This is a genomic window from Streptomyces spongiae, from assembly GCF_009377185.1.
GTDB lineage: Bacteria > Actinomycetota > Actinomycetes > Streptomycetales > Streptomycetaceae > Streptomyces > Streptomyces spongiae.
This window is the reverse complement of record NZ_VJZC01000224.1, coordinates 1-14,437: the sequence shown is the minus strand read 5'-3', so window position 1 is coordinate 14,437 and position 14,437 is coordinate 1. Positions and strand designations below refer to the sequence as shown.

The window sequence follows — 14,437 nt, the reverse complement described above, 5'->3', positions numbered from 1 at the left end:
CTGCTCCCCCTGTTCCCCCTGCTCCCCCGTGGTACGGAACTCGGCCGTACGGAGAGCGGGTGAGCGCCTCGCAGAAGTAGACGTGGCGCCGGGCTCCCCCGTGGTCCGGCGCCAGCGCCCGGGTCGCGGCGGCCGCGTCCGCTCCCGAGAACGTCACCCTGATCTCGACGGAGTCGAGCCGTGGTTCGGGTCCCGTGGATGCCGGCATCGGCCGTCCCCCTTGTGCCGCGACCTGCTTTTCCCCTGTTGCACCACTTCGATCGAACACCCCGCGGCCCCTCGTCGCGTCGGTTCCGCGGGCCCCGCGGCTTGCAGACTCCATTCAAGGGCGCCGGCTCCCCCGGGCGCTTCCGGGAAGTCCCTACATCCGACCACCCGCACAACCCGTCCACGCACAACTACGGCTGTTCTTCAACCTTCTTGGCCCCCACACCGAGGGGCATCATGGAAGGCGGACGGGCGCCAGGGGGTGGCATATGCAAGGGGGAGCAGCCGGTTTCGTCGGCCGGGAACGGGAACGACGGCTGATGGACGACCTGCTCGTGGCGGGCGGGGCCGCTGGGGCCTCCCTGTTGCTGTGGGGCGAGCCGGGCATCGGCAAGACCGCGTTGCTGGACTACGCGGCCGAGCAGGCGGAGCAGCGCCAGGGCCGGTCTGGCGGTCATGGGACCGTACTCCGCGCGCGGGGCATCGAAACGGAGACCGTCCTGCCGTTCGCCACGCTGGGCGACCTCCTTATGCCCTATTCGCACCGTTTCAGGGAACTCCCCGGGGCCCAGCGCACCGCCCTGGAGTCCTGCCTCGCTCTCGGCGGTGACTCGGCGGACACCCCGAGCAACCCGTACGCGGCCTGCATGGGCGCCCTGAACGTGCTCGCGGCTCTCGGCGACGAGCAGCCCGTGGTCGTCCTGGTCGACGACCTGCACTGGGTGGACCCGTCCTCGCAGCGCGTCCTGCTCTTCATCGCCCGCCGCCTCTCCAGCGAACGGGTCGCCCTCGCCCTGTGCTCCCGCGAGGACCACGGCGAGTCGGGCACGCGCCGCAGCATCCCGGCGGTCCAGGTCGGCGGCCTGCCCCCCGACGACTGCGCGGCCCTGCTCCGGGAGGCGGACCGCGAGGTCACCCCGGCGGTCCTCGCCGAACTGGTCCGCATCAGCGGCGGAAACCCCTTGGCCTTACGGGAGATCGCCACCGGTCTGACCCCCGAGCAAACGCGCGGCGAGGACCCGCTCCTCGACCCGCCCTCTCTCGGCCACCACCTCGAACGCGCCTGGGCGACCCGTATCGACGACCTCCCCGAGACGGCCCGCCGCGCCCTGGTCGTCCTGGCCGCCAGCCGCTCCAAGGCCGCCGGCCCGCTGCGCAAGGCACTCGAAGCGGCGAGCCTCTCCCTCGACGCCCTCTCCCCCGCCGAGGAGGACGGCCTGATCACGGCCACCTCCGACGGCCTGGACTTCCACCACCCGGTGCTGCGCCCGCTGGTCCTGGGCCGCGCCCCGCTGGCCCACCGTTTCGCGGCCTTCAGCGCGCTGGCCGCGGTGAGCACGGGTTCGCTGCATGCCTGGTACCGGGCGTCGGCGAGCGCGGGCCCGGACGAGGAGGCTGCGACGGCACTGGAGGAGGCGGCACAGGAGGCGCGCCGCCGCAGCGCGTTCGCGGAGTCGGCCCTGGCCTGGCGCCGTGCCGCCGACCTGACCCCTCCCCCCGACCCGGCGGCCCGCGCGGCCCGCCTCCACCGCGCCGCCTCCGACGCCCTGCTCAGCGGCTCCCCCTCCGGCCCCCAGTGGTGCGAGGAGGCCCTGCGCATCACGCCCGACCCGGCGATGCGCGCCGACATCCAGGGCCTGCTGGGCCGTATGTGCACATGGAGGGGCGAGACGGGGAGGGCGTACGGCCTGCTGGTGGACGCGGCGGACGCCGTACGCGACCACGACCCGGCCCGCGCCTCGATGGTGCTGGCCGAGGCGACGGCCGCGGCCCGGCTGGACGGCCACGTCCCCGCGGCCGTACGGGTGGCGGAGCAGTCCCTCTCCCTGGCCTCCCCGACCGGCCCCGAACGCTGGTACAGCCTCACCGTCCTCGGCGCGGCCCTCGTCATGGCGGGCCGTACGGCGAAGGGCCGCGAGATGCTGGAGTCCGCCGACGCCCATGGCACCGGCGACCCGGTCCGTGACCAGCAGGTGTACGCGATCGCGGGCCAGGCGTGGAGCCGGGTGGAGGAGTTCGTACGGGGGCGGAGGCTGCTCAACACGGCAGTGGAATCGGCCCGCCGCCACAGCGCGGTGGGGGTGCTGGGCTTCACGCTGGCGGTGCGGGGCGAGCTGGAGACGCGAATCGGCCAGTGGGCTTCCGCCCGCGGGGACCTGACGGAGTCCCTGCGCTGGGCGGAGGAGCTGGGCCAGCTGACGTGCGTGAGCTACACCCTCTACTGCCTCGCCCGCCTGGAGGCGTTGCGCGGCAACCGGGTCGAGTGCGAGGACCACGTGGCCCGCGCGAGGCGGGAGTGCGGGGCGTACGGGATCGGCTGCCAGGAGTTCCACATGACGGCGGTGCTGGGCCTGTCGGCGCTGTCGTACGGGGACTACGAGACGGCGGCCGACCAACTCGAACAAACCCTGTCCCTGGCCGAGGAACAGGGAATCGGCAACCCCGAGGTCGTCCCCTTCGCGGCGGACCTGGCGGAGGCGCACCTGCGAGCGGGCAACACGGCCCGGGCCGCCGAGGTGGTGACGTGGCTGGAGGAACGGGCGCGGGAGACGGGCCTGGCATCGGCGGAGGCGGCGGCGGCCCGCTGCCGTGGCCTGCTGGCATCGACACCGGAGGAGGCCGAAGCGCACTTCGAGCTGGCGCTCAAGGCCCACCAGCGCACGACCGGCCCCTTCGACTGGGCGCGCACGCTGCTGTGCGAGGCGGAGGTGCTGCGCCGTTTCCGCCGCCCGGCAGCGGCTCGTGCGCCGCTCGCGTCGGCGCTGGCGTGCTTCGAGCGTTTGGGCGCGGCCCCGTGGGCGCGGCGGGCGGCGAGTGAACTGGCGGCGGCGGGAGGCACGTTGGGAGGACGTACTTCCTCGTCCTCCGACCTGTCCGGCGCCCTGGACCAGCTCACCCCGCAGGAGTTCCAGGTCTCACGGGCGGTGGCACGGGGCCTGAACAACACGGAGGCGGCGGCATCGCTGTTCGTGTCCCGCAAGACGGTGGAGGCGCATCTCACGCGGGTCTACCGGAAGCTGAATGTGCGGTCGCGGACGGATCTGACGCGGTTACTGACCGCGGCGGACTTGGTGGACTGAGGGGCGTTCAGGGCAGGTTGAGCTCGGCCCAGATGGTCTTGCCGGGCGTACGGTCGGTGACGACCTGGGCGGTGGTGTCGCTGAGGTCGCTGCCGTAGGGGATGCCCCAGTCGTGCAGCTGCTGAACAGCGAACAGCCGGGCGGGCCGGGCTCCGCGCCGCGTGGAGCTGAACTGCTGACTGAACCTGAACAGACGCCGTGCACTCGCTCACGAAGATCTCACCCGAGTCAGACAGTCTCCGTGCGAAGCAATTCAATCTGCTCCAGCGTTGACAACTTTTGCTCAACTTCAGGGACACTGTAGTTTACGTAAACAAGCACTCCGTACTGCGGGTACTGAGGCTCACCAAGGACGCCCTCATCGTCATGCGCGTGCCTTTCAATGGAAATTGAAAGCCTCTCGGCTCCACGATGGAAATAGTAGCTCCCTCTCTTGTAGCTGCTATTCCTCAGGGAGAATTCGATACCGAGAACATCAGCAACACCATGGGCTACTTCATCTGCATCCGTACCCTTTATCCCGTACAGAACGAAACGTGCAGACATGGAGTTCTCCCTATGAAATGTCACGGGCGGACGATGGCGCTCGGGGCTCGGCGACGGTTGGGCTGCGCGAATCGTCCCGGTCCACGGGCGCACCGAGCCGGGCGCAGATGACGGTCATGAGCGGCGGAAAAGCGAAGGAATCGCTACGAACTTTAACGGCATCACGATTGCATGAGACGAAGACCAACCCGACGTCGATACAAATCAACGGACTCCACCATTACGCTCACCTCCGCCCCTAGATCCTCTCGATCCGCATCAACTGCGAATCACCCACCTCCTCACACCAACCTGCCACGACCCATGCGTGCACCCCCACCACCAGAAGATCAGTAAATTCAATTTCCGCCGGGGAGGCGGTGGCGATGCGGGGCAGCAGGGTCGGGGTGCGGCGAGTTCACGGCGCAGCAGGTCCCGGGGGCGGCGAAGAGGGCGGCCGCCTCGGCCGGGGTCGACGGATTGCGCGGTGCCAGCTGTCGCGTCACGTGCACGGTTGACTGGTGGGAGCCGTCGCATGCGGCGCCCAGAGGCAGATCGCAGTCCGGTCGCGGGCACTGGGAGTCGTGCGCGAACGGTGTGTCCTCACGGTCGCAGCCCGGACTGCCACAACGCACGAGCCGCACTTGCTTGACAGCCGGACGACCGGACGTATCGGGCGCTGCCGGGGTCAGGCTGCCGAGTGGCGTCCGCCAGGTGGTGCCTTGTCCGGCTGTTGGCTGTCGTGGGCAGTGAAGACGAAAGCCGAGCTGTCGCCGTCGAGGTCGATGGTCAGCGACGCGTCGAGGGCCTTCGCCAGACGGGTGAGCAGCGGCAGGGTCGGGGCGGAGTCGCCGCCCTCGATGTTCGAAATCTGCGGTTGGGTCATGGCCGCGCGGCGCGCCAGCTCGGCCTGCGACAGGCCGAGTTCCGTACGACGGTCGTAGACAGCCTGACCGAGAGCGAGCGCGCGCCCGGCCTCAACGTAGGCGGGAGATTCCTCGACCTGCTCCCCCATGAGCCTACGAGTCCGGCGGGTCTTCCACTGGGAGTGGTTCACCTTTCCTCCTCCTCACTTCTGCGCGCGCGGGTGGTCGGCCGAGCCGCGAGCATGTCAGCGGCACGCTCAGCCTGGTCGTACTGCTGATCCGCGAGGAGCTCCAGCCACTGCCGAACCTCCGGTTCGATCTCGATCTGCCACAGATCACTCACAGCGACGATATTTATGTGAAGGCGCCCGGCTCGCTACCTACACAGCACGACACACCCGGAGGACTGATGCGGCCTCCTTGCTAGGGGATCGTTTCGGGGGTGTGTGGGGGAGATCCCGGATGCCCCAGGGCGGGCCGGGGCGGCACATTGATCTTCATGGCTTCTCAGTGGATCTCCAGACGTTCCGTGGTGCGTGGCGCGGCGGCCGGTGCCGTGTTGGTCGGGGCGGGAAGTACGGCTGCTCGGGCGGCGGTTGGCGCGGGCACACAACCCGCTGGCGCGGCTCGGCCCGCCGCGGGCGGTGCGGCTGGGCGTTCGTCTCTCGACACCCGTGCCCTGCAAGCCGCGATCTCCGACCTCTCGAACCCGCCCGCCACGTCCGCTCAGTTACGTGTCGTTCAGGACGGGCAGCGCTGGTACGGGACGGCTGGCGTGGCCGATCTGGTGAGTGGGCGGGTTCCGCGGCCCGATGACCGGGTGCGGGCCGGGAGTGTCACCAAGGCGTTCGTGGCGACTGTGGTGCTGCAGTTGTGGGCGGAGGGTCGGGTCGATCTCGACGCGCCGATCGGGCGGTACCTTCCGGGACTGTTGCCGTCCGACTTCGCTCGCATCACCGTCACGCAGTTGCTGAACCACACCAGCGGGCTGCCCGACCACCAGGGCATAGCGGACGAGAGCACTCCGGAGGCCGTCGTGCGGCACCGGTTCGATCAGTGGACGCCCGAGGAATGGGTGCGGACGGTCACGCACGCGCCGCTCAAGTTCGCGCCCGGCACCAAGCAGGAGTACCGGGGGATCACGTACGTGCTGCTCGCGCTGATCATCGAGGAGGTGACCGGGCAGCGATACGGGGATGCCATCCGCTCCCGCATAGTGCGGCCGTTGGGACTGACCCGCACCCTGATACCGGGGAACGACCCGCGACTGCACGGTCCTCACGTGCACGGCTATCTGCGGATGACCGACGGGTCGCTCGAGGACCTCACCGTCTACAACCCGTCCAGCACATGGGGCGAGGGCGAGCTCGTCTCGTCCGTCAACGATCTCTTCCGGTTCCAGCAGGCCCTGTTCTCGGGCAGGCTGCTTCCGCCGGACGCGATGGAGAAGCTCTTCACCGTGCCGCCGGACAGCGTGCGCATGCTGGACGGCACTCCCGCCCGGTACAGCTTCGGGTTGCAGAAGGTCACGGTGAACGGCGTGACCTTCTGGGGGAAGACCGGCGAGGTCTTCGGGTACCGCACCCGTGTGTTCTCGACGCGTGACCGGCGTACGCAGTTCGTGTTGTCGTACACCCAGACTCCCCTGCTGTCGGACGACCTGATGTCCGCGCGGGTCGCCGCCGTGCTCACCTCGTGAGCGTGCCCACGCCCGCCGCCCAGGCGCTAGCGCGGGATACCAGGGGCGGGAGGAACAGCGAGCTCAGCGTCGCCGCTGTCGCCGCCGCAAGCGCGATGGTCCAGGCGACCGGGCCGAGGGGTGTGCAGCCGAAGAACTGGCTGAGCACGGGGGTCTGGACGACGGCCGCCAGCGCGGCCAGGGAGCCGAGGGAGGAGACGACGATCGCCCTGCTCGTGCCGCCGGCCAGCAGGGTCTGGCCGAGCTGGGCGCCGACGAGGGCGATCAGGGCGACGGTACGGGCGCGCACGGCGCGGCCGGTGGGCCGGGCGGCGAGCCAGGCAGCGGCGGCACCGAGGGTGGTGGCCACCGCGCGGGTGACGGTCTCCTCGGTGAGAGCCGTGCCGAGCGAGGTCCCGGGGCCTTCGTGGAGCATGCGTTCGGCCGCCTCGGGGTGGGGCGGGCGAAGGGCGACGGCGATGGCGGGGGCGAGGTCCGTGAAGAGGTTGACCAGGAGGAGCTGACGGGCTGACAGGGGGGAGGTGCCGGTGGCTGCCGCGCCGAGGAGGGTGAAGGCGATCTCGCCGAGGTTGCCGCCGACGAGGATCGCCAGGGCCTGCCGTACGGATGCCCACATGGCGCGGCCCTCGACCAGGGCGGAGAGGACCGTTTCGAGGCGGTCGTCGGTCACGACGAGGTCGGCGGCCGCGCGTGCGGCCGGCGTCGCGCGCGTACCGAAGGCGATGCCGACGTCGGCGAGGCGGATGGCGGGCGCGTCGTTGGCGCCGTCGCCGGTCATCGCGACCGTACGGCCTTGGCGCTGGAAGGCCTTCACGACGTGGACCTTGTGGACGGGGGTGCCGCGGGCGACGACGCCGATCTCGGGCAGCAGCGCGTCGAGGGCGCGGTCGTCGAGCTCGTCGAGTTCGGCGCCGGTCACCACGCGTCTGCCGTCCAGGACGCCGAGTTCGCGGGCCATGGACTCGGCGGTGCCCGGGTGGTCCCCGGTGATCATCACGATGTGCACCCCGGCGTCGGCGAGCCGGCGTACCGCGTCGGCGGCGGTGGGGCGTACCCGGTCGGCGAACGCGAGGAAGCCGAGGAAGTCGAGGCCGGTCACCGCGTCGTCGGTGAGCCTGCCGTCGGTGGTGGCGCGGAGTTCGGCCACGGCGAGGACGCGGTGGCCATCCGCCGCCAGCCTCTCCCCCTCCGCGAGGATCTCCCTCCTGCCCTCGTCGTCCAGGGGCCCGCCACGGCGCCTGGCACAGCGGTCGACGACCTCCTCGGGCGCTCCCTTCACCGAGAGGATCAGACTCCCGCCGCTGCCACCGCTCCCGCGGCTCCCACCGCTGCGGCCGCGTGTCGCGTGGAAGCCGCGGCTCGGTTCGAACGGCAGGCTGGAGGTGCGCCGCCAGCGCGACGCTCCCGCCGTCCGGCGTACGCCCGCCTCCTTGGCGCCCTCGGTGACGGCGCCGTCCGTGGCGTGCTCGAACCCGTTGTCGCCGTGCGGGCGCGGGGTCGCGCGCAGGGCCGCGCCGAGGACGGCTCGCTGCTCGTCCCCGAGCGAGCCGAGGGGCCTGCTCTCGCCGTCGGCCGCGACGGCGACGAGGGAGATCCGCCCGTGGGTGAGGGTGCCGGTCTTGTCGAAGCACAGCACGTCCGTGCGGCCGGCCGCCTCGATGGTCCGGGGGTCCCGGACCAGGGCGCCACGGGCCGACAGCCTTCTGGCGGAGGCGAGTTGGGCCGCCGAGACCAGGAACGGCAGCCCTTCGGGCACGCTGGCCACGGCCAGCCCCACGCCGGAGCCGACGGTGTCCCGGGTGGGACGCCCGCGCAGCATGCCCGCCCCCATCACGGCCGCCGCGGAGCCGAGGGCCACCGGCAGGGTCGTCCGGGTGATCCGGGCCAGTCTGCGCTCCACGCCCACGCCGGGTGCGGCGCTCCGTCCGGCCGTGGCGGCCCGGCCCGCCTCGCTGTACGGGCCCGTCGCGACGACGACCGCCCGGCCGGTGCCGGCCGCCACGGTCGTGCCCTCGTACACCATGGACGTACGGTCCGCGAGGTCCGACGCGAGCACGGGTGCGACGCCCTTGGCCACCGGCAGCGACTCCCCCGTCAGCGCCGACTCGTCGGCCTCCAGGTGGTGCGCCTCCAGCAGACGGCTGTCGGCCGGCACCACGTCGCCGGCTGACAGGTTCACCATGTCGCCCACGGCCAGGTCCTCGGCGGAGACGGTGGTCTCGTGCCCGTCCCGCACCACCTTGGCCGTCACGGCGGCCTCCCGCCGCAGCCGGGCCACCGCGCGGTCGGTGCGGTGCCGCTGGATGCCGCCGATGAGCCCGGACAGGGCGGTGACCGCGACGATGATCACGGAGTCGAGGACGGCGCCCACGGTCGCCGACATGACCGCGCCGACGCCGAGGACGGGCGTGAGCGGGTTGGCCATCTCGGTCACGTAGGCCCGGCCCAGGGACGACGACGCCGGGGCCTCCTCGCCGGCGGAGGTGGCCCGCTCCCTCGCCTCCTCGTCCGTGAGCCCGTCGTCGCGGCCACCGGCCCGGGTGAGCACCGTGCCCGGGTCCATCGCGTGCCAGGGGTGGTGGGAGACGGGCAGGGGCAGGGGGCGCCTGAGCAGCCGTACCGCCGACCAGGTGCCGGCGGCGGTTCCCAGCCCGGCCGCCGCGTTGTACGACGCCAGGCTGCGGGCCGCCGGACGCCGGCCGCGTCCGGCCAGCGCGGCCGTCGCACCCACGACGGCCGACGCCTGGGCGAGCCGTACACCATGCCGTGCGGTCTCCCGGGCGGCACGGCACGCCTCCACGATCACGACGGCGGGCGCCGGATCGGCGCCCACGTACAGGTCCGCGCCCCAGGGTGGAGTTCCTCGCGGGCCCGCGAGGCCGACGCTCACGTCGGCGGCATGGAGCGCGGACCGGTTCCTGGAGATCACCAGCACGCCCTCGCCGTCGCGCTGGAGGTCCCGTACCGCGTCGGGCAGCCGGTCGCCTCCGTCCGCCACGGCGTCGGCCTCGCGTACGGCCGCGTCGGCGGTGTGCCCGCCCGCCGCGACGACGGTGAGGCCGGCGGCCTGGGCTGCGGGGACGAAGGCGCCCGTCACGTCGTGCATCTCCGGCACGACGCTGATCACGGCCGTCAGCCGCCGCTCGTGCGCCAGACCCAGCACGAGCCGCGCTCCGTCACGCAGGAGCCGCTCCCGGGCCCGCGCGCCCGTGTGTCCGTGCAGGTCCAGCCGCTCGACGGGCCCCAGCTCCCACTCGCCGTCGCGCCGCGCGCTCTCGGGTTCGGTGCCGTCGAAGAGGCGGTGGGCGGTCGCGGCGAGTTCGCCCACCGGGGCGTCGTCGAGGGCGACCAGGTCGGCGAGCAGGTGGGAGCCGGTGGCCAGGGCGTCGGTGTCGAGCACCACGGTGCCGATCCGGTCCAGCCGGCGCAGCGCCTCGGGATCGGCCACGAGGACGCCCCGGCGGGCCAGGCCACGGCCCAGGACGCAGGCGAAGCCGTCGCGGGCCAGCAGCGGCGCCTTGGGGACGGCCGCCAGTGCCGCGGCGGCGGCTCGTCCCGGGCGGCGGGTGACCAGGAGCGATCCGGCGAAGGACGCCGCGGCCACGGCTGGCGCGCGGTCGGCGTAGCGCTCGACGGGGCCGGGCTTCAGCGGCTCTTCGCGGGGTGCCTGGAGGCTTCCGTGCCGGGAGCCGGCCCGGTGCGCGTCGCCCGTGAGGTGGGGCATCGCCGTGGCCCACGCGGTGGCCTCCGTCATCGCCTCCACCACGCGCAGGGCATGGCGGGCGGTGTCCACTCCGGTACCGAGGACACCGCCCGAGCCCGCGTTGCCCAGTGCCGTCAGCGCGGCGATGAGCACCCTGGCGTTCCCCTCGCCGACCGCCTGCTCCACGAGACGGCGCAGCCGGGGCTGCGTGTCCACGATCGGGACGAGTGCCGCGAGGGCGGGGTGGAGGGGGGTGCGACGGGTCAGGCCGACCACGGTGGCCACGGGCACCGCGGCCGCGTGCAGGGCCAGGGACCACGCGGCGCGCCGGATCGCCCCGCCGGAGAGCGGATGGTCGGGCAGCGGCGCCTCGATCCGGTGCTCCTTCTCCACCGCCTCGGCCGCATCGGCCAGCGCCGCCATGATGGCCTCGGTGGCAGTGGCGGTGTCAGGCGGGCCCTCAGTGGCGGACTCGGACGAGCCCTCAGTGACGGTGTCGGACGAGCCCTCGGCGACGGCGTCGGACGAGCGCCCGGTGGCGGCGTCGAGCGGGCGCCCAGTGGCCACGACGACATGCCCCAGCACGGCGTTCGCCACGGCCCACTCCACGCCGGGCACAGCGGCGAGGCGACGCTCGGCCTCCTCGGCCAGCGGCACCGCGACGGACTCGGGCAGGTCGCCCTCGCGCAGTCCCCGCACGGCGACGTGCGCGCGCCCGTCGACCAGCCGGACGCGCGCTGCGGGCACATCACGCTCCGCACCCACCACGGAGGACACGACGGCCCGCAGCAGTCCCAGCCCCGGTATCGCCGATTTCGCCGGTAGGGCCACCGTGCCTCACCCGTCTTCCCTCTGTCCGTGGTCTGTCCCTGGTTTCACCCAAGTGCCCGGGTAGCCACAGATTCCGGCTTGAATCAGATAAACCAGCCAAAAGGGGGAAAACACGGCATGGACGCGCGAGAATTGAAGGGGTCCACCACACCGACTCGGAGAGGAGGACCGGGGGATGGCCAGGACAGCGGAGAGCACACGCGAGGACAAGGGGCTCGAAAGGCGGTCCGCGGATACACAGGAGCACGAGGGAGCCGGTCTGCACCTGCACACGCGCACGGTGCACCCGCCGCTGGTGATTCCATACATCACCATGGGTGACATGCGAAACACCGCCCAGTCGGCGACGGCATGGCTGCCGGGCATGCCATCGGGCATGCCGTCGGGCAAGGACCTCGTGTTCTACGGAGGTCTCGGCGCGATGACCGTGGCGGGCGCCCTCGAATGGCCGGTCGCCCTCGCCGTCGGCGGAGCGACCTGGCTCGTGCGCGGCAGAGGAAAGGCAAAGGACACGCACGAACCTGCCGCCGCCAAGACCCGGACGTCGGAGAGCGAAACCAAGGAGCGCGGCACGGCCAGGAAGAGCACCTGACACGCCCCGCACTTCACCACCCGCACCTAATGGCGCACGGCGGCGAAACCGCGCTGCCGCGCGCCCTTTCCCGGGGCCCGACAGCGTTGCCGGGTGCGCCCCTCGTGGCGCGTCCAGCCCTTCGAGGCCCGTCTACCTCGTGTACAACCCCTCGATCTCCTCCGCGAAGTCCCGTACGACGGCCTCGCGGCGCAGCTTCATCGAGGGGGTCAGGTGTCCCTCGTTCTCAGTGAAGTCGCGGCCCAGGACGGCGAACCTGCGGATGGACTCGGGGCGGGAGACGAGCTTGTTGGCCTCGTCGACGGCTCGTTGGAGGAGGGCGAGCAACTCGGGGTCGTCGACGACGAGTTCCGGCGGCACGGTGTGCTTGCCGTTCATACGGCGCCAGTGGTTGAGGCCGTCGGGTTCGAGGGTGATGAGGGCCGTGATGTAGGGGCGGCCGTCGCCGAGGACCATGCACTGGGAGATCAGGGGGTGGGCGCGGAGCCAGTTCTCCAGGGGTGCGGGGGCGACGCTCTTGCCTCCGGCCGTGATCAGCATCTCCTTCTTGCGGCCGGTGATGGTGAGGTAGCCCTCGTCGTCCAGGGAACCGAGGTCGCCGGTCGCGAGCCAGCCCTCGTTGGTCGCCGGAGTGACTCCGCCGGCCTGGGGGTCCCAGTAGCCGCGCAGCACCGGGCCACCCGCGAGCAGGATCTCGCCGTCCACCGCTATCCGGACCCGCACGCCGGGCAGGGGCCAACCCACCGTTCCCATACGGGGTTTGAGCGGGGGTGTGACGGTGGCCGCCGCCGTGGTCTCGGTGAGGCCGTAGCCCTCGTAGATCTCGATGCCCGCCCCGGCGAAGAAGGCGGAGAGGCGGCGTCCCAGCGGGGAGCCGCCGCAGATGATGTAACGGACACGGCCACCCATGGCGTTGCGGAGACGGCGGTAGACGAGCGGGTCGTAGAAGGTGCGGGCCGCCTTCAGGGCGCGGCTGGGGCCCGCGCCGGTGCCGGCCCGGCCCGCCTCCAGGGCCTCGCCGTACCGCTGGGCCACGCTCACGGCCCGGTCGAACGTCGACACCCGGCGCCCCATCTCCGCCTTCGCGCGTGCCGTGTTGAAGACCTTCTCCAGCATGTACGGGATGGCCAGCAGGCACGTCGGCCGGAAGCTCGCCAGGTCGGCGAGCAGGTCCTCCGACTTCAGGCTGGGCGCGTGCCCGAGCCGTACCCGCGCCCGTACGCAGGCGATGGCCACCATGCGGCCGAAGACGTGCGACATGGGGAGGAAGAGGAGAACCGACGCCTCCTCCTTCGTGCGCGCCCGGAAGACCGGGTAGAGGAGCTCGATCGCGTTGTCGACCTCCGCGAAGAAGTTCCCGTGTGTGAGGGCACAGCCCCGGGGACGGCCGGTCGTGCCCGAGGTGTAGACGACGGTGGCGAGCGTGTCGGGTCCCAACACCCCACGTCGTACGGCGACTTCCTGGTCCGGCACGTTCTCGCCGAACTCGGCCAGCCGGTCCAGGTGCCCCTTCTCCAGGACCCACATGTGCTGCAGGTCGGGGATGCGCTCACGCTCCGGGCCGAGGGCGGAGGCCTGCGCCGCGGTCTCCGTGACGAGCGCCACCGCGCCGGTGTCCTGGAGGATCCAGCGGGCCTGGAAGACGGAGGAGGTCGGATAGATGGGGACCGTCACCAGACCGGCCGCCCACGCGGCGAAGTCCAGCAGCGTCCACTCGTACGTCGTACGCGCCATGATGGCGATCCGGTCACCCGGCATCAGCCCCTCGGCGATCAGCCCCTTCGCCAGCGCCAGCACCTGCTCGGCGAACTCGGCGGCCGTCACATGGGTCCAGCGGCCCGCCTCGGCCCGGCGGCTGAGGACGATGTCCTTCGGCGCTGTCTCGGCGTTCTCGAAGGGCAGGTCGGCGAGCGAACCGTACGTCACCGGCGCGACCAGGGGCGGCGCCGACACCTCCCGTGCCACTCCGTCCAGCCGCCTGACCTCGGGCTCCACCAGGAGTGGCGTCGCGTCGTAGTCGCGCGAGGAGACCGGCATGGCGGAGGACGGTTGCATGAGGGACACGAGCGACTCCTGGGGCGTGCAGTGACGCGATGCTCTGCCGTATGACGTAGTACGTGCCACACGTACCGGATCGTTCAGATACGGGCCCCCACGGCCCGGGGCAGAGGGTCATCACCGGTCAGGAACCGGATCGTACGGCGCCCACGTGATGGGGCTGTGCCGGTTCGGAGATGCTCCGGCGCCGGAGATGTGCGGGATCGGGGGCTCCTGTGGGTGCGGTGGCCTGGTCGGGCGTTATTGTGAGCACTTTTCATGTTCACCTCCTGCGCCAGAGGGCTCATCTCGACCATCTCCCCACGCGCGACGTAGACTTACCGGAGGTAACCTGACTTCGAAGCAAGAACTGTCAGAGCTGGGAGCTGAACCATGGCCGACCGCCCATGACGCCCGCCCCCACTTCAACCGTCGTCCTCACGAAGTCCCCCTCCCTCGCGCCCCTCCTGGCCCGTGGCGCCCTGCGCTCCCCCTTCAAACGCCCGCACCCGGACGCGGGCTTCCCCCGGACGCACCTGCTCCTGCCCGGGCTGCGCGTCGATCTCGCGCGCCTCGCCGCGTACGAGCGGGTGTGCGGCTTCCCGACCGGCGACGACGCCCTGCCGATCACGTTCCCGCACGTCCTCGGTTTCCCGGCGGCCATGCTCCTGATGAGCGACCGCGACTTCCCGCTCCCGCTCCTCGGTCTCGTCCACACCTCGGTCGAGATCACCCAACGCCATCCGCTGCTGGCCGGTGGCGACTACGAACTCATGGTGTACGTCGCGGAGTTGGCGCCGCACCGCCGTGGCACCGAGGCGACGGTCGTGACCAGGGCGCGGACCGACGACACGGTCGTGTGGGAGTCACGCAGTACGTACCTGGCCAGGCACAGGC

The 14,437-nt window shown here is 71.9% G+C and carries 8 protein-coding genes and 2 pseudogenes; 4 read left to right on the top strand and 6 right to left on the bottom strand.

The window, feature by feature from the left end:
• Positions 1–208 (bottom strand): annotated as a pseudogene (locus FNH08_RS52305) (hypothetical protein); the annotation flags it as partial.
• Between the two features lie 268 nt (positions 209–476).
• Between FNH08_RS52305 and FNH08_RS26580 the strand changes: the two are divergent.
• On the top strand, positions 477–3,287 hold the full coding sequence (locus FNH08_RS26580; RefSeq protein WP_152774056.1) for an AAA family ATPase: 2,811 nt from the start codon (positions 477–479) through the stop codon (positions 3,285–3,287).
• Positions 3,288–3,515: 228 nt separating this feature from the next.
• Here the strand turns inward: FNH08_RS26580 and FNH08_RS26570 are convergent, their stop codons facing one another.
• The 3 genes from FNH08_RS26570 to FNH08_RS26555 form a co-directional block, all read right to left on the bottom strand.
• Complete coding sequence (locus tag FNH08_RS26570) at positions 3,516–3,833, bottom strand: hypothetical protein (protein ID WP_152774055.1); 318 nt, start codon at positions 3,831–3,833, stop codon at positions 3,516–3,518.
• Between the two features lie 667 nt (positions 3,834–4,500).
• Entirely contained in the window at positions 4,501–4,869 is a 369-nt protein-coding gene (locus tag FNH08_RS26560) for a helix-turn-helix domain-containing protein (protein WP_322725434.1), read from the bottom strand.
• Entirely contained in the window at positions 4,866–5,021 is a 156-nt protein-coding gene (locus FNH08_RS26555; protein ID WP_228034367.1) for a hypothetical protein, read from the bottom strand. The genes FNH08_RS26560 and FNH08_RS26555 overlap by 4 nt, the downstream gene beginning before the upstream one ends.
• 186 nt (positions 5,022–5,207) lie before the next feature.
• Between FNH08_RS26555 and FNH08_RS26550 the strand changes: the two genes are divergently transcribed.
• Positions 5,208–6,377 (top strand): serine hydrolase domain-containing protein, encoded by a 1,170-nt coding sequence (locus tag FNH08_RS26550; protein ID WP_407704452.1) that lies wholly within the window; start codon positions 5,208–5,210, stop codon positions 6,375–6,377.
• Here FNH08_RS26550 and FNH08_RS53625 read toward each other — a convergent pair.
• Positions 6,367–10,911 carry a cation-translocating P-type ATPase gene (locus FNH08_RS53625; protein ID WP_152774052.1) on the bottom strand — a complete coding sequence of 1,515 codons (4,545 nt, stop codon included), beginning with the start codon at positions 10,909–10,911 and terminating at the stop codon, positions 6,367–6,369. The genes FNH08_RS26550 and FNH08_RS53625 overlap by 11 nt on opposite strands.
• Positions 10,912–11,086: 175 nt before the next feature.
• Here FNH08_RS53625 and FNH08_RS26540 point away from each other — a divergent pair, with 175 nt between their 5' ends.
• Positions 11,087–11,503: a hypothetical protein gene (locus FNH08_RS26540; protein ID WP_152774051.1), complete on the top strand. Its 417-nt coding sequence runs from the start codon at positions 11,087–11,089 to the stop codon at positions 11,501–11,503.
• 132 nt (positions 11,504–11,635) lie between these two features.
• Here the strand turns inward: FNH08_RS26540 and FNH08_RS26535 are convergent, their stop codons facing one another.
• Positions 11,636–13,558 (bottom strand): AMP-dependent synthetase/ligase, encoded by a 1,923-nt coding sequence (locus tag FNH08_RS26535; RefSeq protein WP_152774057.1) that lies wholly within the window; start codon positions 13,556–13,558, stop codon positions 11,636–11,638.
• Between the two features lie 389 nt (positions 13,559–13,947).
• Here FNH08_RS26535 and FNH08_RS26530 point away from each other — a divergent pair.
• A pseudogene (locus FNH08_RS26530) lies at positions 13,948–14,437 on the top strand (hypothetical protein); the annotation flags it as partial.